22 protein-coding genes and 1 pseudogene are annotated in these 19,316 nt (G+C 65.9%); 8 read left to right on the forward strand and 15 right to left on the reverse strand.

The genetic code is table 11. The annotated features are described in order from the left end of the window. Positions 1–98: 98 nt before the first annotated feature. The 6 genes from IB258_RS01640 to IB258_RS01665 form a co-directional block, all read right to left on the reverse strand. Positions 99–926, reverse strand: coding sequence for an ABC transporter permease subunit (locus tag IB258_RS01640; RefSeq protein WP_054456796.1), 828 nt, complete (start codon positions 924–926; stop codon positions 99–101). Further along, positions 919–1,752, reverse strand: a complete 834-nt coding sequence (locus IB258_RS01645; RefSeq protein WP_054456797.1) for a taurine ABC transporter ATP-binding protein — start codon at positions 1,750–1,752, stop codon at positions 919–921. The genes IB258_RS01640 and IB258_RS01645 overlap by 8 nt, the downstream gene beginning before the upstream one ends. Positions 1,753–1,843: 91 nt before the next feature. Then, entirely contained in the window at positions 1,844–2,872 is a 1,029-nt protein-coding gene (tauA, locus tag IB258_RS01650) for a taurine ABC transporter substrate-binding protein (RefSeq protein ID WP_119451109.1), read from the reverse strand. A gap of 229 nt (positions 2,873–3,101) precedes the next feature. Continuing rightward, a complete protein-coding gene (folE, locus tag IB258_RS01655; protein WP_119451110.1) occupies positions 3,102–3,647 on the reverse strand; it encodes a GTP cyclohydrolase I FolE in 546 nt (181 codons plus the stop codon). Between the two features lie 111 nt (positions 3,648–3,758). Next, complete coding sequence (locus IB258_RS01660) at positions 3,759–4,415, reverse strand: response regulator transcription factor (RefSeq protein ID WP_054456800.1); 657 nt, start codon at positions 4,413–4,415, stop codon at positions 3,759–3,761. After that, the gene (locus IB258_RS01665) at positions 4,412–5,830 is read right to left on the reverse strand and encodes a cache domain-containing protein (protein WP_054456801.1); all 1,419 of its coding nucleotides are present in this window, start codon (positions 5,828–5,830) and stop codon (positions 4,412–4,414) included. The genes IB258_RS01660 and IB258_RS01665 overlap by 4 nt, the downstream gene beginning before the upstream one ends. Before the next feature lie 315 nt (positions 5,831–6,145). On the opposite strand from IB258_RS01665, the gene IB258_RS01670 reads away from it, so the two are divergent. Both IB258_RS01670 and IB258_RS01675 read left to right on the forward strand, forming a co-directional pair. Beyond that, complete coding sequence (locus IB258_RS01670) at positions 6,146–8,227, forward strand: carbon starvation CstA family protein (protein ID WP_054456802.1); 2,082 nt, start codon at positions 6,146–6,148, stop codon at positions 8,225–8,227. 20 nt (positions 8,228–8,247) lie between these two features. Next, entirely contained in the window at positions 8,248–8,460 is a 213-nt protein-coding gene (locus IB258_RS01675) for a YbdD/YjiX family protein (RefSeq protein ID WP_013393534.1), read from the forward strand. Positions 8,461–8,515: 55 nt separating this feature from the next. Here the strand turns inward: IB258_RS01675 and IB258_RS01680 are convergent, their stop codons facing one another. Then, positions 8,516–9,691 (reverse strand): MFS transporter, encoded by a 1,176-nt coding sequence (locus IB258_RS01680; protein ID WP_192352027.1) that lies wholly within the window; start codon positions 9,689–9,691, stop codon positions 8,516–8,518. Between the two features lie 192 nt (positions 9,692–9,883). On the opposite strand from IB258_RS01680, the gene IB258_RS01685 reads away from it, so the two are divergent. After that, on the forward strand, positions 9,884–10,435 hold the full coding sequence (locus IB258_RS01685) for a Dps family protein (protein ID WP_013393536.1): 552 nt from the start codon (positions 9,884–9,886) through the stop codon (positions 10,433–10,435). A 120-nt stretch (positions 10,436–10,555) separates the two neighbouring features. Here IB258_RS01685 and IB258_RS01690 read toward each other — a convergent pair whose 3' ends face one another. Together IB258_RS01690 and IB258_RS01695 are read right to left on the reverse strand one after the other, a co-directional pair. Beyond that, positions 10,556–11,056: a hypothetical protein gene (locus tag IB258_RS01690; protein ID WP_054456804.1), complete on the reverse strand. Its 501-nt coding sequence runs from the start codon at positions 11,054–11,056 to the stop codon at positions 10,556–10,558. Further along, entirely contained in the window at positions 11,053–11,220 is a 168-nt protein-coding gene (locus IB258_RS01695) for a hypothetical protein (RefSeq protein WP_156337416.1), read from the reverse strand. Before IB258_RS01695 ends, IB258_RS01690 begins: the two co-directional genes overlap by 4 nt. A 200-nt stretch (positions 11,221–11,420) precedes the next feature. Between IB258_RS01695 and IB258_RS01700 the strand changes: the two genes are divergently transcribed. After that, positions 11,421–12,155 (forward strand): SDR family oxidoreductase, encoded by a 735-nt coding sequence (locus IB258_RS01700; protein WP_175163744.1) that lies wholly within the window; start codon positions 11,421–11,423, stop codon positions 12,153–12,155. Here IB258_RS01700 and IB258_RS01705 read toward each other — a convergent pair. Beyond that, positions 12,036–13,043, reverse strand: coding sequence for a LysR family transcriptional regulator (locus IB258_RS01705; protein WP_175163742.1), 1,008 nt, complete (start codon positions 13,041–13,043; stop codon positions 12,036–12,038). The two genes, IB258_RS01700 and IB258_RS01705, sit on opposite strands and share 120 nt — an antisense overlap. Before the next feature lie 184 nt (positions 13,044–13,227). On the opposite strand from IB258_RS01705, the pseudogene IB258_RS01710 reads away from it, so the two are divergent. After that, a pseudogene (locus tag IB258_RS01710) lies at positions 13,228–13,383 on the forward strand (nitrilase-related carbon-nitrogen hydrolase); the annotation flags it as partial. 274 nt (positions 13,384–13,657) lie between these two features. Beyond that, complete coding sequence (locus IB258_RS01715; RefSeq protein ID WP_175163740.1) at positions 13,658–13,828, forward strand: hypothetical protein; 171 nt, start codon at positions 13,658–13,660, stop codon at positions 13,826–13,828. Between the two features lie 75 nt (positions 13,829–13,903). On the opposite strand, the gene msrA is transcribed toward IB258_RS01715, so the two are convergent. The 5 genes from msrA to IB258_RS01740 are packed head-to-tail and all read right to left on the reverse strand — an operon-like array spanning position 13,904 to position 16,967. After that, complete coding sequence (msrA, locus tag IB258_RS01720) at positions 13,904–14,596, reverse strand: peptide-methionine (S)-S-oxide reductase MsrA (RefSeq protein ID WP_175163738.1); 693 nt, start codon at positions 14,594–14,596, stop codon at positions 13,904–13,906. Positions 14,597–14,627: 31 nt separating this feature from the next. Continuing rightward, positions 14,628–15,128, reverse strand: a complete 501-nt coding sequence (gene msrB, locus IB258_RS01725; protein WP_119451117.1) for a peptide-methionine (R)-S-oxide reductase MsrB — start codon at positions 15,126–15,128, stop codon at positions 14,628–14,630. Positions 15,129–15,163: 35 nt separating this feature from the next. After that, a complete protein-coding gene (locus IB258_RS01730) occupies positions 15,164–15,493 on the reverse strand; it encodes a pentapeptide MXKDX repeat protein (RefSeq protein WP_119451118.1) in 330 nt (109 codons plus the stop codon). Between the two features lie 42 nt (positions 15,494–15,535). Next, a complete protein-coding gene (locus IB258_RS01735) occupies positions 15,536–16,327 on the reverse strand; it encodes a molybdopterin-binding protein (protein WP_119451119.1) in 792 nt (263 codons plus the stop codon). Between the two features lie 10 nt (positions 16,328–16,337). Beyond that, on the reverse strand, positions 16,338–16,967 hold the full coding sequence (locus IB258_RS01740; protein ID WP_175164558.1) for a cytochrome b/b6 domain-containing protein: 630 nt from the start codon (positions 16,965–16,967) through the stop codon (positions 16,338–16,340). A 149-nt stretch (positions 16,968–17,116) separates the two neighbouring features. Here IB258_RS01740 and IB258_RS01745 point away from each other — a divergent pair, with 149 nt between their 5' ends. Both IB258_RS01745 and IB258_RS01750 read left to right on the forward strand, forming a co-directional pair. After that, positions 17,117–17,845 (forward strand): response regulator transcription factor, encoded by a 729-nt coding sequence (locus tag IB258_RS01745; RefSeq protein WP_054456812.1) that lies wholly within the window; start codon positions 17,117–17,119, stop codon positions 17,843–17,845. After that, positions 17,842–19,314: a HAMP domain-containing sensor histidine kinase gene (locus IB258_RS01750; RefSeq protein ID WP_119451121.1), complete on the forward strand. Its 1,473-nt coding sequence runs from the start codon at positions 17,842–17,844 to the stop codon at positions 19,312–19,314. Before IB258_RS01745 ends, IB258_RS01750 begins: the two co-directional genes overlap by 4 nt. Positions 19,315–19,316: the final 2 nt, after the last annotated feature.

Below are 19,316 nucleotides of genomic sequence, written 5' to 3' on the forward strand. Positions count from 1 at the left end.
TTGTCTAGGCCGCGCAGCCGGTAGCCGCTGCGCAGGCGCCGCTCTTGAGGATAGAGGAGCCGGATGGGGGACGAAATGAGGGATTGCCCGGGCGCGTTTCAGACCCGTCCCTTCCACGGAATGGCGAACTTCTCCAGATAACGGACCAGCAGGTCGAAGGCGAAGGCGAACACGCCGATCACGATGATGCCCATGATGACGGTGTCGCTGGCCAGGAACTGGGCGGCGTTCAGCACCATGAAGCCCAGGCCGCGGTCGGCGGCCACCATTTCGGCGGCCACCAGCGTGGTCCAGCCCACGCCGATGCCGATGCGCATGCCCGTGAAGATCTCCGGCATGGCGGCCTTCAGGATCACGTGCCAGACCACCTGCGCAGGCGTGCCGCCCATGGCGTAGGCCGCGTGGATCTGTTCGATCGACACCGAGCGCACGCCGGCGCGCGCCGCGATCGCCATGGGCGCGAAGATCGCCAGGTAGATCAGCAGGACCTTGGGGAATTCGCCGATGCCGAACCAGATGATGATGAGCGGCAGGTAGGCCAGCGGCGGCAGCGGGCGGTAGAACTCGATGGGCGGATCGAAGATGCCGCGCGCGTACCGGTTCACGCCCATCAGGATGCCGACGGGAATGGCGGTCACGCAGGCCAGGAAGAAGGCCCCGAACACCCGCGACAGGCTGGCCAGCGCATGTTCGGTCAGCGTGGAGTTGGCCACGCCGTCGGTCATGGCCGAGACGAACTTGTCGTACACCGCCAGGGGCGAGGGCAGGAACAATGGCCGCACCCAGCCGGCGCTGGTCACCAGGAACCACAGCCCGATGAGCGCCAGGCTGGTGATCAGGCTGATGTGGCCGCTGTAGCCCGCGCCCGGCGCGCCGTAGACCTTGCCCGGCGCGGCGGGCTTGTGTCCCGGGCGGCTGCTAGCCATGGAAGCCTTGGGGGGAGGAGGCTCGCTCGTCGCCATAGATGATGCCGAGGACTTGTTCGCGCATGGCGATGAAGTCGGGACTGGATTTGATGCTGCGGCCATCGCGGGTCTCCAGGTAGCGCCGGTTGAAGTCCGGCGTGAAGGTATGCGTGATGCGGCCCGGGCGGGGCGACATGACGATCAGCCGCGAACCCAGAAACAGCGCTTCTTCGACGCTGTGCGTGATGAAGAAGAACATCTTGTTGGTCTGCCGCCAGATGTCCAGCAGCAGCTCCTGGATGGTCTCGCGCGTCAGCGCGTCCAGCGCCGCCATGGGTTCGTCCATCAGCAGCATGGCGGGGTTGCAGGTCAGCGCGCGCGCGATGCCCACGCGCTGCTGCATGCCGCCGGACAGCTGGTAGATCATGTGGCGGTGGAAGTCCTGCAGGCCCACCAGCTCCAGATTGCGGCGCGCGCGGGCGCGGCGGGTTTCCTTGTCCACGCCTTGCAGCTTCAGGCCGAACTCGGTGTTCTCCAGCACGTTCAGCCAGGGCAGCAGGGCATGCTTCTGGAACACCACGCCGCGGTCGGCGCCGGGACCCACGATAGGCCGGCCGCCCAGCGTGATCTCGCCCTCGGTGGGCGACAGGAAGCCGGCCAGCAGGCTGAGCAAGGTGGTCTTGCCGCAGCCCGAGGCGCCCAGCGCCACGACGAACTCGCCAGGCTGGATGGTCAGGTTGACGTTCTGCAACGCGATGACCGGACCGCTTTCGTGCAGGCCGGGGTAGGTGACGCTTACTTTTTCCGCGCACAGGCTATGCGTGGCGGACGAGGACTGCATGGTCATGCCGGCTCCCCTGGTTGCGACGGGCTGCGCGCAGCCCTGCGTGGCGCTGGGCAGGCGGCGCCGGACGGGCCGCCTTGGCCGCAAGCGCTCCTTACTTCTCGGCCGCCTTGGCGTACTTGTCGGTGACGTGCGGGCTGTAGTCGGCCAGGGCGCGGTCGATCTGCTTCTGGTCCTTCAGGAATTGGGCGCTGGCCGCGAAGGCGCGCGCGGCGCCCGATTCCTTGCCGCCGCCCAGCCAGACATTGGAGGCCTGTTCCTGCACGGTCGGGAAGACCAGCAGCTGGAGCGCTTCGACCATGTCCTCGGGCTTGCCGCCGATCAGCTTGACGATGCTCTTGACCTGCGGGGAATCGGCGGTCCACTTGGCGCTGTTGGCGCGGTAGTCCGCATAGGACTTGGCCAAAACGCTGGTGAAGGCGGCCATGAACTTCGGATTCTTGGCGGCCCAGGCGCGATCGACCACGATGCCGTCGAAGGTTGGCACGCTGGCTTTGCCGATCTGTTCCGAGTCTGCAATGATCTTGCCGCTCTTGGCGATCTCGGTCAGGGCGGGCGGCCAGACGTAGGCCGCGTCGATGTCGCCGCGCTGCCAGGCGGCCACGATCTGCGGCGGCTGCATGTTCAAGATGCGCACGTCGCGCGGATTGATCTTCCAGACCTGTTCCAGCCCGACCAGCAGATGGAAGTGCGAGGTGGACACGAAGGGCGTGGCGACGCGCTTGCCCTTCAGGTCCGCCGTGCTGTTGATGCCGGAACCGTTGCGCGCCACCAGCGCCTCGGATTTGCCGATGTTGTCCAGGATCCAGAACAGTTCCATGTCGACGCCGCGGGTGGCGGCCGCGGTGATGCCGGTGGAGCCCAGCACACCGACCGGCACGTTGCCGGAAGCCAGCGCGGTGGAAATGTCGCCGCCGGAGGTGAACTGGCGCCAGTCCACCTGGTAGCCGGCGTCCTTCAAGGCCTTGTCGAAACTGCCGTCGGCGATGGCCGTCAGGAATGGCCCCACGATCAACTGGTAGCCGACCACCAGCTTGGTCTGGGCATAGGCGGGAGCGGCCAACAGCGCGGCGGCCAGGCCGGCCAGGGTGCAGCGGCGGATGAGGCGGAATATCGCGTTCATGGAGATCTCCGGGAGGGAACGGCCGCGCTCCGGCGCGACCGGCATGCTGGAGCCAGTTTGCCCGGATGGAGCCAGAACGCTAGGGCCAGATGCCCTAATCAGTAGGAGCCAAAAAGGCCCGGGCCCGCCCGCCGCGCCGGCAACGCCAGTCCTGGCGCGGCCGGCGCGGCGGGGTGCGGCCGGCGAGGCGGCCCGCGATATGCGCCAAAAGGGGGAGAGGGGGATCGGCCTAGCGGATGAGGCTCAGGAACTCGGCCCGGGTCGACGGATTGTCGTGGAATTCGCCCAGCATGACCGAGGTGACCATGGACGAGTTCTGCTTTTCCACGCCGCGCATCATCATGCACATGTGCTGGGCCTCGATCACCACGGCCACGCCGGCCGCGCCGGTCACCGACTGCACGGCCTCGGCCACCTGGCGGCTGAGGTTTTCCTGGATCTGCAGGCGGCGCGCGTACATTTCGACGATGCGGGCGACCTTGGACAGACCCAGCACCTTGCCGTTGGGCAGGTAGGCCACGTGCGCCTTGCCGATGAAGGGCAGCATGTGGTGTTCACAGAGCGAGTACAGCTCGATGTTCTTGACCAGCACGATCTCGCGCGTGTCGGAGGTGAACAGCGCGCCATTGACGATTTCGTCCAGGTTCTGGCCGTAGCCGCGGCACAGGTGGCGCATGGCCTTGGCGGCGCGGGCGGGCGTATCGGCCAGCCCTTCGCGGGACGGATCTTCCCCTAGTTCTTGAAGAATGGCGGTGTAGTTCTTTTCCAATGACATCGGGGACTCCTGGGGGCGGCGCTGGTTGCGGCGCTTTACTGTGTAGCGTAGTGCTGCAAGTCTACCGCAGCGCGGGAAAACGATCAGGCCGGGCTCAGGTCCAGGCCCGGGTCAGACCCCGCGGTTCTCGACGGCGTACTTGATCAGTTCCGCCTGGCCGTCTATGCCCAGCTTGCGCTTGATGTTCAGGCGATGGGTCTCCACCGTGCGCACCGACAATCCCAGCGCCTGCGCGATCTGCTTGTTGGCCTCGCCGCTGGCGATGTGGCGCAGCACGTCGCGTTCGCGCTGCGTCAGCATGGTGGCTGGCGCCGTGGCCTGCGACAGGCGCACCGCGACCGCAGCGCTGAAATAGCTGCGGCCTGCCATGACCGCGTCGATGGCGGTGACGATCTCATGCGCCGGTTCGTCCTTCAGCAGATAGCCGCGCGCGCCGGCCTTGACCGCCTGCACCATGTATTCGGGGTTGTCGTGCATGGACAGCACCAGCACCGCGATCTGCGGGTAGCGCTCGTGCAGCAGGGCGGTCAATTCCAGCCCGCCCACGCCGGGCATGTTCAGGTCCATCAGCGCCAGGTGCGGCAAGGTGCCTCCTTGCGGGTCCTCGGCCAGGCAGGCGGCCAGGAAGGCCTGGGCGGCGGCGGCGTTGCCGGCTTCGCCCACGACCCGCAGTTGCGGCACGGTTTCCAGGCGCAGCCGCAGCCCGTCCCGCACCAGCGGGTGGTCGTCGATCAGCAGCAGCCGGATGGCGTCGGGCTTGTGGTTCATGCGTCGGAACTCGCGGGGAGAGGGGCGGCGGGCAGCGGCAGCCAGGCCTGCAGCACCGTGCCGTGGGAAGTGGAGCGGAAAGTCAGCGTGCCGGACAGCGCGTTCATGCGTTCGCGCATATTGCGCAGGCCGATGCCGCGGCGCGGATCCTGCTGCACCTCGGCATAGTCGAAGCCGCGGCCGTCGTCGGCGATGGTCAGGCGCAGGTCGCGTGGCGAATAAGCCAGCGTCATGTCGGCGCGGGTGGCGCCGGCATGGCGGATGACGTTGGTCAGGGCTTCCTGGGTGACCCGGAACAGGGCGGTGGCATAGGCCTCGGGCAGCTTCACCGGCTGCCCGGCGGTGTGCAGGCGCACGGCCAGAGGCGGGGCGCCATCCTGGCTGGGAATGGCGAATTCCCGGCCCAGATGTTCGAGTGCGGCCGGCAGGCCCAGGTCGTCCAGCAGCGTCGGCCGCAGGTTGTGCGAAATGCGGCGGACTTCGCCCACGGCGGTATTCAATCGGTCCAGCGCGCCGCCCAAGGGGGTGTCGATATGAGCGAGGACGCGTGGCTCGTCCGGCAGCGTCTGCCGCAGCCGTTCCCGCGCCGCTTCCAGCGACAGCTTGATCGACACCAGCACCTGGCTGATGCCGTCATGCAGCTCGCGCGAGAGCCGTGCGCGCTCGTCTTCCTGCGAACGCACCAGCTGGCGCGCCATCAGCCGCAGCTTGGCGTCGGACTGGCGGTGGTCGCTGATGTTCAAGGCCAGGCCGCAGGCCGCCACGCCCAGGATGGACACGGCGGCAATCCCGGCCACCCAGGCGAACATGCTGCGGATATTGGCCTGGGCGGCGGCGTCGATGCGCTCCAGCGCCTGCTGCACGTCGTCCAGGTAGATGCCGGTGCCCAGCATCCAGCCCCAGCGCTCCAGCACCACCACGTAGCCCAGCTTTTCCTCGGTCTGGTGGGTGGACGGCTTTTCCCAAAGGTAGTGCACCGCTTCGCCGTCCTGGCCGCCGCGCCGGGCGGCGGTCAGCAGATTCTGGATGACGGGCTGGCCCTTGGTGTCGCGCAGTTCCCAAAGGTCCTGCCCAACCAGCTCCGGCTGGCGGGGGTGCATCAGGTTCCTGCCCTTCAGGTCGTAGACGAAAAAGTAGCCGTCGTGGCCGAATTCCATTTGCGCCAGCAGGTCCAGCGCGCGCTGGCGGGTGGCGTCATCGTCGGCCGCCGCCTGCAGGGGGGCGATGGCGCTGTAGGCCAGGTTGACGTAGTGGCGCAGCTCGCCTTCCTTGCTGGCCAGCCAGGCGTTTTCCACGACCTGCTTTTCGCGCTGCGCCAGCTGCAGGCCCTGCACGTAGACGGCCACCGTGATGGCGGCGACGGCCACCAGCAAGGGCACCGCGGCGAGCAGCAGGATTTTCAGGCGCAGCTTCATGAAGGATTTGTATCAGCGCGAACGCAAATATTGCGGCGCAGCATTTTGCTTGCCGCAGTCAGGATCGGGAAATTTCAGCCGTGATTTTACGGTTTTCGCCAAATCATGCTGCGGCGCATTGCGTAGTAACACGTAGCTGAATTGCGTAGTTTCGCGCTTGTTGCTGCGTAGTCAAAACGAAATACTAGCGTCCGCGTCGACACGGCGCTGCGTGGACGCGCGCGCGTCCGCCACCCCACAACAATGAGTCTGCCTTCCGCGGGACGATAAAAGCGTTTCACGCCAAAAGCATGGCGGGAGGCTAGAGGAGCACTTATGCAAACCAGCAGTAAGGGACTGGGTCAGCACCTGGTCTGGCTGGCGGTTGCGGTACTGGGCGCGTTCGCGCTGGGCACCGTGGCGCTGGCCAGAGGGGAGACCATCAATGCGCTATGGGTGGTGATCGCCGCCGTATGCGTGTATCTGATCGCATACCGTTATTACAGCCGCTTCATCGCCAAGAACGTGTTCCAGCTGGATCCGACGCGCATGACGCCGGCCTGGAAGCACAACGACGGCCTGGACTACGTGCCCACCAACAAGCACGTGCTGTTCGGCCACCACTTCGCCGCCATCGCTGGCGCTGGCCCCCTGGTGGGCCCGGTGCTGGCCGCGCAGATGGGCTATCTGCCGGGCATGCTGTGGATCCTGGCCGGCGTGGTGTTCGCCGGCGCCGTGCAGGACTTCACGATCCTCTTCATCTCGACCCGCCGCGACGGCCGTTCGCTGGGTGACCTGGTCAAGTCCGAGCTGGGCAAGATCCCGGGCGTGATCGCGCTGTTCGGCGCCTTCATGATCATGGTCATCATCCTGGCCGTGCTGGCGCTGATCGTGGTCAAGGCGCTGACGCATTCGCCCTGGGGCACCTTCACGGTGGCCGCGACCATTCCCATTGCGCTGTTCATGGGCGTGTACCTGCGCTACATCCGCCCGGGCAAGATCGGCGAAGTGTCCATCATCGGCTTCGTCGGCCTGATGGCCGCCATCACCTTCGGCCAGGACGTGGCCGCGCACCCGGTGATCGGCCCCATGTTCGACTTCGACGGCAAGGGCCTGACCTGGATCCTCATCATCTACGGCTTCATCGCTTCGGTGCTGCCGGTGTGGCTGCTGCTGGCCCCGCGCGACTACCTGTCGACCTTCCTGAAGATCGGCACCATCGTCGGCCTGGCCATCGGCATCGTCGTGGTCGCGCCCGAGCTGAAGATGCCCGCGCTGACCCAGTTCGTCGACGGCACCGGCCCGGTGTGGTCGGGCAACCTGTTCCCGTTCCTCTTCATCACCATCGCCTGCGGCGCGGTGTCGGGCTTCCACGCCCTGATCTCCTCGGGCACCACGCCCAAGCTGATCGAGAACGAAACCCAGGCCCGCTACATCGGTTACGGCGGCATGCTGATGGAATCCTTCGTGGCCATCATGGCGCTGGTGGCGGCTTGCGTGATCGAGCCGGGCATCTACTACGCCATGAACAGCCCGGCGGCCGTGATCGGCACCACGCCCGACCAGGTGGCCCAGGTGGTCTCCAGCTGGGGCTTCGTGGTGACGCCCGCGGACCTGATCCAGACCGCCAAGGACGTGGGCGAAAGCACCATCATCTCGCGCGCCGGCGGCGCTCCGACGCTGGCCGTGGGCATGGCGCACATCCTGCACCAGGCCATCGGCGGCCCGGGCATGATGGCCTTCTGGTACCACTTCGCCATCCTGTTCGAAGCGCTCTTCATCCTGACCGCTGTCGACGCCGGCACCCGTGCGGGCCGTTTCATGCTGCAAGACCTGCTGGGCACCTTCGCCCCGTCGCTCAAGCGCACTGACTCGCTGCCTGCCAACCTGATTGCCACCGGCCTGTGCGTGGCGGCCTGGGGCTACTTCCTGTATCAGGGCGTGGTCGATCCGCTGGGCGGCATCAACACGCTGTGGCCGCTGTTCGGCATCGCCAACCAGATGCTGGCCGCGATTGCGCTGACGCTGGGCACCGTGGTGCTGTTCAAGATGAAGCGTGACCGCTACGCCTGGGTCACGGTGCTTCCGACCCTGTGGCTGCTGGCATGCACGCTGACCGCCGGCTGGCAGAAGCTGTTCCACGCCGACCCGCGCGTGAGCTTCCTGGCCCATGCCGACAAGTACAACGCGGCCATCGCCGAAGGCAAGGTCCTGGCTCCGGCCAAGTCCCTGGGCGAAATGTCGCGCGTGGTCTTCAACGACTACATCAACGCCGGCCTGTGCGCGATCTTCATCTTCGTGGTGGTGAGCATCGTGGTGTTCGGCCTGCGTTCGGTGCAGCGCGCGCGCAACGAGAACAAGCCCACCGCCCGCGAAATGCCGTACGAAACGCTGCCGGCCGCCGCCGGCGCGGACTGAGCGCAACAGGGAGACGACGCATGCTGTTCACCAACATGAGTTCCGCGGCCGGCGCCGCCGGCCGCTACCTGGGGCAGACGCTCCGGCTGATGGTCGGCGTGCCGGACTACGAGACGTATGTGGCGCACATGCGGCGCACGCACCCTGACCAGGAGCCGATGACTTACGAAGCATTCTTCCGCGAGCGCCAGGACGCGCGTTATGGCGGGAAGAAGCGGATCGGTTGCTGCTGACAGGAAAGGCCTCGCTTGCGAGGCCTTTTTTTCGTTGGGCGCAGGCGGCGACGGGTTATACCGACTTTCTGCGTACCCTTTCGGCGTAGACCACCAAAGGCGCCGCCCCGATCGCGCACAGCGACATCACCAGAAATCCCCCCGGCGCATAGCTGCGGTACAACGCGCCGCCCAGCTGGATGCTGGCGAACATGAAGACCCCTCCCGACAGCAGCGCGTAGAGCGCGATGGCCGACGTCTTGATGGCGGCGGGCACGTGGCGCGTGATGTACCACATGATCGCTGCGTTATTGCCCGCCAGCGTGAAGCACTGCAGCAGTTGCAGGCCCGCGATCAGCGCCGGATCGGTGGTGGCGGACAGACCGGCCCAGCGGATCGCGGTCATGACGGCGGACGCCAGGATCAGCCATTGCGCGCCCGTGCGGGCCAGGATGCGGGGAGCAAGGAAGAAGAACAGGACCTCGCTGGCAACGCCTACCACCCACAGCATGGAAATCAACGCGGTCGACAGGCCGCTGGCGGTCCAGTACAGCGTGGAATAGGAATAGAGGAAGCCGTTGCTGGCCTGGACCAGCGAGGCCGCAGCGATGCACATCAGCAGCGGGCGGTCGCGCAGGACTTCGAGCATGGGCAGGCGGACCGCCGGCGCGGGCGCTTCGCCCGCAGCGGGGCGCGCCGCCCGAGGCAGCAGCCGCACGCAGGCCAGGCAGGCGATGATGAGGACGATGGACAGCCACATCACCCAGTCGGCGTCGAACGTCTTGATCAGGTAGCCGCCCGCCAGGGTGACCACGGCAAAACCCAGCGAGCCGCAGGCGCGCATGACGGTGTAGGAACTCCCCTGGCCCCGACCGCTGGCGATGGCCATGCGGTCCATCAGCGGCAGCACCGCCGGGAACACGGCATTGAGCAGCAGCGTGATGGCCAACAGCAAGCCGGGCGCGCTGCTGAACGGATAGCAGACGAACAGCGCCAGCGACGCCGCCAGCGCCGCCGCAATCAGCGCATGGGCGCGGCCGGTCTGGTCGGCGACGTGGGCGACCACGGGCGTGGACAGGATCTTGGGCAGGAAGGACGTGGCGACGATCAGGCCGATGACGGCGGGATCCAGTCCGCGGCTGGCGAACCACAGGGGCAGAAAGGGGATGCTGACTCCCTGCAGGCCGTAATACAGGAAGTAAAACCCGTGCAGGGCGATGGCGCCTTGCCTGGGGTCGGGGTTGCCGCGCATAGCGATGGAGGGATCCGGCTGAATTGACGCGCCGTAGCATACTCCTAGCCGGACCGGATTTCAGAAGGGAGGGCGCCTTGATCCCGGACATTGGCAAAAGAACGCGTGCGGATTTACGCTAGCGAAGTCGCGGCGCAAGCAAGCCTCGCGCCGCGCGTGTGTTTTCACCATCATTCCTAGGAGTTGCGACCCATGGCCAAGAAACTGGATGAGAAGACCACCAAAGCCCTGAAAGAGCGGCGCAAGCGCCCGCTGGCGACGCCGACCGACCTGGCGTCGGCGGCCACCAGGGATATTTCCGCCGCGCTGAACCAGATACTCGCCGACGTGTTCGCGCTGTATCTCAAGACCAAGAATTTTCATTGGCACGTCAGCGGCCCCCATTTCCGCGACTACCACCTGCTGCTGGACGAGCAGGGCGACCAGCTGTTCGCCATGACGGATCCCATCGCCGAACGCATCCGCAAGATCGGCGGCACGACGCTGCGTTCCATTGGCCACATTGCGCGTTCGCAGCGCATCTCGGATAACGACGCGGACTACGTGCAGCCGCTGGATATGCTGGCCGAGCTGCGCGAGGACAACAAGGTCCTGGCCGCGGCGCTGCGCGAAGCGCACAACATCACCGACGAGCACCGCGACATCGCCAGCTCCAGCCTGATCGAGAACTGGATCGACGAGACCGAACGGCGCACCTGGTTCCTTTTCGAAGCCAGCCGGGAAGGGGATTCGACCGGCCATTGAGCCGGCCGTGATGGCTTGATTGTGGGGCAAAGCTGGCCGCGTTGACGTGGCCAGCTTTGTTTTTCCCGTAGACGCCGCAGCGGGCAGCGGCTCGCCGCCGATGCTCGTCAGCTTGGCGTATCAGCCGTGCTTGCCGAAGCCGCCGCTGGCCCACTCCGAGGCGCGCTGCACGCTCAGCTTGTAGGTCGGCGCGACATGGGTCTGGGCCAGTTGTTCGCCGGATTCATCGTAGGCGCTCAATACGGCATACGGCTCGTCTTCGTCGGGAACGATATCCAGCTTGACGGTCAGGCGGCCGGCGGCGGCGTCGATCTTCACGCTTTTGTGTAGCGTCGCGTGCAATTGCTGCTCGTGGCGGCGCAGGACTTCCCGGGCGGTCTTGACCAGGGTGATGAAGGCCGGGGAGTCGAGCGGCTTGGGGTTTTTCTTGTCGCGGCCCATGGTCCATGGACCGACCAGGGCCGGCTCGGCCTCGCCGTCCATGGTCATTTCCACGGCCCAGCCGTCGTCTTCCTCGTTCTTGATGATCCTGGCGGTCCAGCCATCGTCGCGCCACAGCGTGGGCAGCTGTTCTTTGCGGTCTTCGGGGGTTTCCGTTTCCGGTATGTGGGTATCGTTCACTGCTGTACTTCTCCTGGACTCGTTTGCCGGCAGGCCCGCGATTGGCGGGCATCGCAGCTTCCGGCTGTTGCCGGAAACCGTTGCCGCAGCGCGAACGCCATCGCGATGGCGGCAATTCCGCCTGCCGACAATTGGGTGCCGGCAACGCCGGTCTTGGCCAGCATGATACCGCCCAGCGTCGCGCCGCGGCCGATGGCGCAGGATGCAGCATTGCTTTTCCGTTTTCATCATTCACGCAAAGCGCCGGAACCTGGACACGCCCGCATCGGACAAGCCGATACCCCGATCGGACATTCCTGCTGGCGCCCGGCACTTCGTAGCGCCACCATCGCCTGCTCCAAACACGTATTTCAAGGAAACGAGCATGGACAATGGTCTTGCAGGACAACGGGTGGTGGTGGTCGGCGGTAGCTCGGGCATGGGGTTGGCCGTCAGCGAGCGATTGCTGGGGATGCACTGCGAGGTACTGATCGTGGGCAGGTCCCGCGACAAGCTCGACGCGGCGCGCGAGCAGTTGCGCGCGTTTGGCGCGCCTCGCCTGCACCAGGCGGATGTGACGAGTGAAGCGCAAGTGCAGCGGCTGTTTGAAGAATCAGGCCCGGTGGATCATCTGGTCTGCACGGCTGCCGACATACGCGGCGCCTACGAGCTACTGCCGCAACTCTCGCTGGACGCGCTGGACCGAGCCATCCGCTCCAAGGTCGTCGCGCCCATCCTGCTGGCCAAACATGGCGCCCCGCGCATGCCGGCGCACGGTTCCATCACCCTGACGTCGGGCATTGCCGCCTACCGGCCCCGGCCGAAGGGCATCGCCGTGGCGGCGATCAATGCCGCGTTGGAGGGTGTCGTGCGCGCCATGGCGGTCGAGCTTGCGCCGCTGCGGATCAATGCCGTATCGCCGGGCTGGGTGGATACGCCCATCTGGAATGACGTAGCCGGCGCCGACAGCGGACCGCTTTTGGCATCGATGGCCGAGCGGCTACCGGTGGGCCGGGTCGGCGCCGGCAGCGATATCGCCGATGCCATCGGCTTCCTGATCGGCAATGGCTACACCACCGGCACCGTGCTTCATGTCGATGGCGGCCATCGGCTGGTCTGAGCCAGTCACCGCGAGGCGGATCATCTCGATGAAGGCGGCCACCTGGCGCGTAGGCGTCCGGTGCAAGGTGAGCAGGCAGATGGGAAGACCTGCTCCCGCGGTCGACAACGGCCGCCACCGGACGCAAGCGGTTGTCGCTGCGGGATCCATGGCCATCCGCGGCAGGATCGATACCCCAAGGCCCGCGGACACCATCTGTATCAGGGCCGGTACGCTGTCGGCGACACCGCGGATACGCGGCTGCACCGGGGCTTCCTGCAACACGGCCTCCAGGTATTCCCGGTATCGGCAGCCGTCCATCGTGACGACCAGCGGGAATGCGGCAAGCGCGTCGGCCTTGATGTCTACGGCCTCGGATAGCGGATGCCCAGGGGGCATTACGACCACCGGCATGTCCCGCGCAATGGCTTGCGCCCGGAGCTTGGCGTCGCTTGCCGGCCATCCGTGCACCAGACCGAGGTCGGCCGTCCCATCGAGCACCGCCTGAGCCGTCGCCATGGAGTTTTTTTCTTGAACTGCAACCTGCGTTCCGGGGTGCATGCCGGCAAAGCGCAACAATTGCGGAACCAGCACACTGGTGCACAAGGTCTGCGGCGCGGCGACCCGGATCGTGCCTCCTGAATCGTCGACGTTGTCGCGAACTTCCCGGAAGGCGTCATCGGCCCGGGCAAGCAATTCGCGTGCTCGAATGGCCAGTCTCTCTGCGGCTGGGGTGGGTTGCAGGCGATTGTTCTGGCGGATGAAGAGCGCCTGGCCGACGCTCTCTTCCAGCGCCCGTATCTGTTCCGTAACGCTGGGTTGCGACAGATGCACCTGTTTGGCGGCTTTCGTGAAGCTCAACGTTTCCATCGCCGCGACGAAGATCTTCAGCTGTCGTAGTTGGAACATGTGGGTACGGGGTTGTGCCGGGTGGGCCTGTGTGCAGGTGGCTGTCTGCTGCCGAGTGTACTGCCGGTCCAAGACGGGCGGTTCAGGCATAGCGGGCGCCCTTGGCCAGTTCAGGCCGCGGGCAGGCATGACACCCCGAAGGCATCGAACCGCATGCGCTGGTGCTGGGCTCGGCTGGCGCAGCAAGCAACGCAAATTGATGCCGACCGTCGTGGAACGGTTGATCTGGGGCTATGGCGACGGCTCCACCATGCTCGTGTTCGATCCACCCCGCGGAAAACTGGGTGCCGTGATCTGCTGGGAAAACTACATGCCGCTACTGCGCATGGCGATGTACGGGACAGGCATGAGCCGCCGTGGCCGAACTGATACGGTCGCGGATACGTAGCAGTTTCCGGTGCAGCAAGTTGCATGAAGTTCGACGGTAAACTCCGATTGTTTGCAGGGCGTATGGCGCTCGCTCTGCCCATTTCCAACCTCTTTTTGCGTTGCCATTTTTAAGCAAGCGTCAGAGGAAGGCATGGGGAAAAATCTCCGGTTCCTATTTGCGGTACCTGCTGATAGCGCTCGGCGGCGCTGAGTTCGTTTGTCGTTGCCTGGCCCGCGAGTCGTAAATGAAGCTGCTGAAGCAGCGTTTTGAGGAAATGATGAATTTTTGGGTCCCTGTAGTCTTCGGTACGTTCAAGCTTCTGGTGTTGGGCACGGGCATGTTTCTCGCCATCAAGTCCCATTACGATGGAGAAAAAAAGGAGAAAGCGGAAAAGAAGGAGATAAAGGCTCCGTAAGCGAGCCTTCGTTGCTACGCAAGGGTTTAGAGCGCGGCCGACTTTATTCAGCGCGGCCGGCTCCATTTATCGTCTTCAGTTCACCAGCACAGGCTTGTCCCGATACTGCTGCGGAAACGTCTTGGCCAGGTTTTCGACCTTGGGCACGTCGTTGACCATGATGTACATGCTGTACGGATGGCGCACGAGATAGTCCTGGTGGTAGTCCTCGGCAGGATAGAAGGCTTTCAGCGGTTCTATCGTCGTGGCAAGCGCCTTGGGGTACACACCTGTCTTGTTCAGCTGCGCGATGTAGGCTTCGGCGACCTTGCGCTGGCCGTCGTCCGCAGGAAAGACCGTTGAACGGTATTGGGTACCGCTGTCCGGACCCTGGCGGTTGAGCTGGGTGGGATCGTGGGCCACCGAGAAATAGATCTGCAGCAGCTGGCCGTAGCTGACCTGAGCGGGGTCGTAGGTGATCTCGACCGCTTCGGCGTGGCCGCTGCGTCCGCCGCTGACGGTATCGTAATTGGCGGTGGACGCCTGGCCGCCGGCGTAGCCGGAGACGGCGGAGCTGACCCCCTTGACGTGCTGGAACACGGCTTGCACGCCCCAGAAGCAGCCGCCGGCGATGACGGCTTTTTGCGGTGCGGCGGCCGCGGGCTGGTCCATGGCCGGGGGCGGAATGATGAAGGCGGTTTCCGCGGCGCTGGCCGAGGCGGCGCCCAGCAGGCCGCAGGCGACGGCCAGCGCGGCGCAAAGTTTGCGGGGCAGGTGGATGGCGGACATGGTGTCTCCTGATGGATGGGGCGGCCGGAGTTCAGGCCTGCGGGGTGAACGCCAGGGCCACGCCATTCATGCAGTAGCGTAGCCCGGTCGGACGCGGGCCGTCGTCGAAGACGTGACCCAGATGGCCGCCGCAATTGGCGCAATGCACGGCGACGCGCGTCATGCCGAAGCTGCGGTCCTTGGTTTCGCCCACGGCGCCGTCCAGCGGCTGCCAGAAGCTGGGCCAGCCGGTGCCGCTGTCGAACTTGGTGGAAGAAGAGAACAGCGGATGGGCGCAGCCGGCGCAGGCGTAGGCGCCCTTGCGATACTCCTTGTCCAGCGGGCTGGAGTAGGGACGCTCGGTGCCTTCGCGGCGCAGCACTTCGTATTGTTCGCGCGTGAGCCGTTCGCGCCATTGCGCGTCGCTTAGCGTGTAGGGGAAGGCCTGGGCGGCGGCGGCCGGGCCGCCGCGCGCCGCCAGGACCGGGGCCAGGCCGGCGGCGATGGCCGCCGCGCTGCCCAGGCCCAGGAAATGCCTGCGGTCTAGTTTCATGACATGCTCCGGATCAGGGGCGGGCCGGGTGGGCGCTATTGCTTCATGCCATCCTTGGACATGCCGCCTTTCGACATGCCGTCCTTGGACATCGAATCCTTGGACATGCCATCCTTTGACATGCCATCCTTGGACATCGAGTCCTTCGACATGCTGTTCTTGGACATCGAATCCTTGGACATGCCTTCCTTCGACATGCCGTCCTTGGACATGGAATCCTTGGACATCCCGCTCTTGGCCATTCCGTCCTTGGCCATCGAGCCGCCGCCCATGGCGTCCTTGCTCATGCTGTCCGCGGCATGGACCGCCGCGGCGCCGAAAGCCAGGCACAGGGACAGCGCGGCGGTGGTAGCGATTTTCTTCATGATGCGTTCCTTTATGGAGAGTGAAAGCGTGAAAGATTCCACCTAGCTGCCGCCGAACCAGTTGTAGCCCTGGTCCTCCCAGTAACCGCCCGGGTAGGTGTTGGTGACGAAAATTGCCTGTATGTGCTTGGGGTTCTTGTAGCCAAGCTTGGTAGGCATGCGCAGCTTCATGGGGAAGCCGTACTCTGGTGGCAGCGTCTGGCCGTCATAGGTCAGCGCCAGGATGGTCTGGGGGTGCAATGCGGTGGGCATATCGATGCTGGTGTAGTAGTCGTCGGCGCACTTGAAGCCCACGTACCTGGCGCTCAGGTCCGCGCCCACGCGCTTGAGGAAGGCGGAGAACGGCACGCCGCCCCATTTGCCGATGGCGCTCCAGCCTTCGACGCAGATGTGCCGCGTCACCTGGTCGATCTGCGCCATGGCGCGCAGTTCCTCCAGCCGCCAGCGGCGCTTGTCTGCGACCAGTCCGCTGACTTCCAGGCGGAACGATTCCTCGTCCACATGCCGCACCTCGTCAATGCCGTAGTAGGCATTGAAGGGGAAGGGCCGCGTGATCATCGATTCGGGATAGGTCGGCGCCAACTGGTCGGGGTCGAAGATCCAGCCCTGCACCCGGTCGTTGAAGCGCGAAACCGCGGTCAGCGCTTTCTCTACGCTTTCGTCGTCCGACAGCGAGCAGCCCGACAGCATGGCCAGTCCGCCCAGGGTCAGGCTGCTGCGCAGGAAGGCGCGGCGCGAGGGCTGTTCGACCCGCTTTTCCAGGATCCTGCCGGCTTCCTTGAGGATGGCCGGGCCGTCCAGGCCGGGCAGGGAGGGGCGCTTGTGCTTGTTCACGGATGGCTCCTTATTTGCCGCGGATCATGGCGATCAGGCTGCGCGGCACCAATGCAACCATCACCAGGTGGACCGCCACGAACGCCGTCAGCAAGGCCATGGCAATGAAGTGCACGCGGCGCGCGGTCTCGTATCCGCCCATCAGTTCGCGCAGCAGTTCGAACTGCACCGACTTCCACAGCACCAGCCCGGACAGCACCAGCACCGCGATGTCGAGCATCACGAACAGATAAGCCAGCCGCTGCACCTGGTTGTAGCGGCGCGGATCGGCGTGGGCGAGCTTGCCGCGCAGCGCCGCGCCCAGGTCGGCGGCAATGCCGCGGATGCTCAAGGGGAAGAACTTGCGCCAGAGGCGGCCGGTGGCCAGATTCATGGCCAGGTACAGGATGCCGTTGAAGAACAGCAGCCACATGCCGGCGAAATGCCATTGCAGGGCGCCGCCCAGCCAGCCGCCCAGCGTGATCTCCCGTGGAAACACGAAGTCGAACAAGGGCGAGGCGTTGTAGATGCGCCAGCCGCTCATTACCATGACCACCACGGCCAGGGCGTTGAGCCAGTGCATGGCGCGCAGCCAGCCGGGATGGATGGGTACATTGGCCGGCGGGGCCGGAACGTCGTGGCTTGCGGGAGGGGCCAGCATGGCGGGACTCCGGGGGGGCTTGTTGTCGTTGGAGCCATTCTTCCCCGGGGCCGATACCGAAGTCCTCACGCAAACTTAAATTAATTGTGATAACTCGGCGGCGCGGATTGGCGACAATAGGCGCATAGCCCCTTTAGAGTTTGCTGCCCATGGACACGCCCCGACGCGTACTCATCGTCGAAGACGACGCCCACATCGCCGAACTGCTGCGCCTGCATCTGCGGGACGAAGGCTACGCGGTCGAGCATGCCGCCGACGGCAACGAAGGCATGCGCAGGCTGGAGGAAGGCGGCTGGGACGCCCTGGTGCTGGACCTGATGTTGCCCGGCATCGATGGCCTTGAAATCTGCAAGCGCGCCCGCGCCATGGCGCGCTATACGCCCATCATCATCACCAGCGCGCGCTCCAGCGAAGTGCACCGCATCCTGGGCCTGGAACTGGGCGCGGACGACTACCTGGCCAAGCCGTTCTCGATGCTGGAACTGGTGGCGCGGGTGCGGGCGCTCCTGCGCCGCAGCGACGCGCTTGAGCGCAACGCGCGCATCGACGCCGGCAGCCTGGCCCTGCACGGCGTGGCCATCGACCCGGTGGCGCGCACGGCCGAGGTCGACGGCCGCCGGCTGGACCTGACCCCGCGCGAGTTCGATCTGCTGCATTTCTTCGCGCGGCACCCGGACAAGGTTTTTTCGCGCATGGATCTGCTGAACCAGGTATGGGGCTACCAGCACGAAGGCTATGAACACACGGTCAATACCCACATCAACCGGCTGCGGGTGAAGATCGAAGCGGACCCGTCGGATCCGCAGCGCATTCTGACGGTCTGGGGCAAGGGCTATAAATTCGCCGCGGGGCCGGGCGGCGCGGGAGGCGCATCATGAAGCGGTTCACGCTCACCCAACGGCTGTCCGCCGTGTTTGCGTTGCTGTTGCTCGCCAGCTGCGGCGCCTCGGCCTGGCTGCAGATCGCGGCCAATTCCCGCTACGAGCAGGAGGTGGTCCAGCGCCTGTCCAGCGGACTGGCGCAGCATATCGCCGGCGCCAACGAATTGATGGACACCAACGGCTGGAAGCCCGCTGCGGTGCGCTCGCTGTTCGACATGCTGATGGCGGTGAATCCGGCGGTCGAGGTCTACTTGCTGTCCAACGACGGCCACATCGTGGGCGATGCCGCGCCCGCCGGCCAGATCAAGCGCGAGCGTGTCGACCTGGGGCCGGTCAAGCGCCTGTTGGCCGGCGAGATGCTGCCCATCACCGGCGACGACCCGCGCAGCCTGGACGCGCAGAAAGTCTTCAGCGCCGCGCCGGTGCGCGTGGGCGGGCAGGACAAGGGCTACGTCTACGTGGTGTTGCAGGGGCAGGCGCACGACGCGCTGGCGATGGCCGTGTCGCGCAGCTCCGTGCTGCGCACGACCTTGTGGTCGATCGCGCTGGTCGCGCTGCTGGGCCTGGTGGCTGGCCTGGCGGCGTTCGCCTTGATCACGCGGCCGCTGCGCGGGCTGACGCGGGCGGTGCGCGCCTTCGACGGCGACGACGGGCAGGCCCTGGCCGCGCTGGAGCGTCCGGGCGACGCCTCGGAGCGCAATGGCGACGAGATCGCGGTGCTGCGGCGCAGCTTCGTGCAGATGGGCAAGCGCATATCCGACCAATGGCGCGAACTCACCCGGCAGGACCAGCAGCGGCGCGACCTGGTCGCCAACATCTCGCACGATCTGCGCACGCCGCTGACCTCGCTGCACGGCTATCTGGAAACCCTGAGGTTGAAGGACCAGACGCTGGACCCGGACGAGCGCCGCCGCTACCTGGACATTGCGCTGGCCCAGAGCCGCAAGGTCGGCCGCCTGGCGCAGGAACTCTTCGAACTGGCGCGGTTGGAGTCCGGGCTGGTGCGGCTGGAACCCGAGACCTTTTCGTTGCCGGAATTGGTGCAGGACGTGATCCAGAAGTTCGAGCTGGCGGCCGAGGCGCGCCAGCAACGCCTGACCACCGACATCCCGCGCGAACTGCCGCCGGTGCGCGCGGACCTTGGGCTGATCGAACGCGTGCTGACCAACCTGCTGGACAACGCCATCCGCCACAGCCCGCCCGGCGGCCTGATCGAACTGCGGCTGGGCAGCGCGCATGACCTGGTGCAGGTGCAGGTCAGCGACACGGGCGAGGGCATTCCGCAGGCGCTGCGCGCGGGACTTTTCACGCGGGCCAGCGCCTTGAATCGAGGCCCTGGCGACGGCGGCGGGCTGGGGCTGGTGATCGTGCAGCGCATCCTGCAGCTGCACCACAGCGAGATCAGGCTTGTGGACCGCGCCGGATCGGGCGCGGTGTTCCAGTTCGACCTGGCCGCGGCGCGCTAGCG

Origin of the sequence: Achromobacter sp. ACM02 (assembly GCF_014851605.1) — a bacterium.
In the GTDB taxonomy this organism is placed as follows: domain Bacteria; phylum Pseudomonadota; class Gammaproteobacteria; order Burkholderiales; family Burkholderiaceae_B; genus Achromobacter; species Achromobacter aegrifaciens.

What these genes read in the sequence shown, in the direction of transcription:
- IB258_RS01640 (WP_054456796.1), bottom strand. Translation starts at nt 926, where the DNA reads ATGGCTAGCAGCCGCCCGGGACACAAGCCCGCCGCGCCGGGCAAGGTC.
- IB258_RS01645 (WP_054456797.1), bottom strand. Translation starts at nt 1,752, where the DNA reads ATGACCATGCAGTCCTCGTCCGCCACGCATAGCCTGTGCGCGGAAAAA.
- tauA (WP_119451109.1), bottom strand. Translation starts at nt 2,872, where the DNA reads ATGAACGCGATATTCCGCCTCATCCGCCGCTGCACCCTGGCCGGCCTG.
- folE (WP_119451110.1), bottom strand. Translation starts at nt 3,647, where the DNA reads ATGTCATTGGAAAAGAACTACACCGCCATTCTTCAAGAACTAGGGGAA.
- IB258_RS01660 (WP_054456800.1), bottom strand. Translation starts at nt 4,415, where the DNA reads ATGAACCACAAGCCCGACGCCATCCGGCTGCTGCTGATCGACGACCAC.
- IB258_RS01665 (WP_054456801.1), bottom strand. Translation starts at nt 5,830, where the DNA reads ATGAAGCTGCGCCTGAAAATCCTGCTGCTCGCCGCGGTGCCCTTGCTG.
- IB258_RS01670 (WP_054456802.1), top strand. Translation starts at nt 6,146, where the DNA reads ATGCAAACCAGCAGTAAGGGACTGGGTCAGCACCTGGTCTGGCTGGCG.
- IB258_RS01675 (WP_013393534.1), top strand. Translation starts at nt 8,248, where the DNA reads ATGCTGTTCACCAACATGAGTTCCGCGGCCGGCGCCGCCGGCCGCTAC.
- IB258_RS01680 (WP_192352027.1), bottom strand. Translation starts at nt 9,691, where the DNA reads ATGCGCGGCAACCCCGACCCCAGGCAAGGCGCCATCGCCCTGCACGGG.
- IB258_RS01685 (WP_013393536.1), top strand. Translation starts at nt 9,884, where the DNA reads ATGGCCAAGAAACTGGATGAGAAGACCACCAAAGCCCTGAAAGAGCGG.
- IB258_RS01695 (WP_156337416.1), bottom strand. Translation starts at nt 11,220, where the DNA reads ATGCTGGCCAAGACCGGCGTTGCCGGCACCCAATTGTCGGCAGGCGGA.
- IB258_RS01700 (WP_175163744.1), top strand. Translation starts at nt 11,421, where the DNA reads ATGGACAATGGTCTTGCAGGACAACGGGTGGTGGTGGTCGGCGGTAGC.
- IB258_RS01705 (WP_175163742.1), bottom strand. Translation starts at nt 13,043, where the DNA reads ATGTTCCAACTACGACAGCTGAAGATCTTCGTCGCGGCGATGGAAACG.
- IB258_RS01715 (WP_175163740.1), top strand. Translation starts at nt 13,658, where the DNA reads ATGAAGCTGCTGAAGCAGCGTTTTGAGGAAATGATGAATTTTTGGGTC.
- msrA (WP_175163738.1), bottom strand. Translation starts at nt 14,596, where the DNA reads ATGTCCGCCATCCACCTGCCCCGCAAACTTTGCGCCGCGCTGGCCGTC.
- msrB (WP_119451117.1), bottom strand. Translation starts at nt 15,128, where the DNA reads ATGAAACTAGACCGCAGGCATTTCCTGGGCCTGGGCAGCGCGGCGGCC.
- IB258_RS01730 (WP_119451118.1), bottom strand. Translation starts at nt 15,493, where the DNA reads ATGAAGAAAATCGCTACCACCGCCGCGCTGTCCCTGTGCCTGGCTTTC.
- IB258_RS01740 (WP_175164558.1), bottom strand. Translation starts at nt 16,967, where the DNA reads ATGCTGGCCCCTCCCGCAAGCCACGACGTTCCGGCCCCGCCGGCCAAT.
- IB258_RS01745 (WP_054456812.1), top strand. Translation starts at nt 17,117, where the DNA reads ATGGACACGCCCCGACGCGTACTCATCGTCGAAGACGACGCCCACATC.
- IB258_RS01750 (WP_119451121.1), top strand. Translation starts at nt 17,842, where the DNA reads ATGAAGCGGTTCACGCTCACCCAACGGCTGTCCGCCGTGTTTGCGTTG.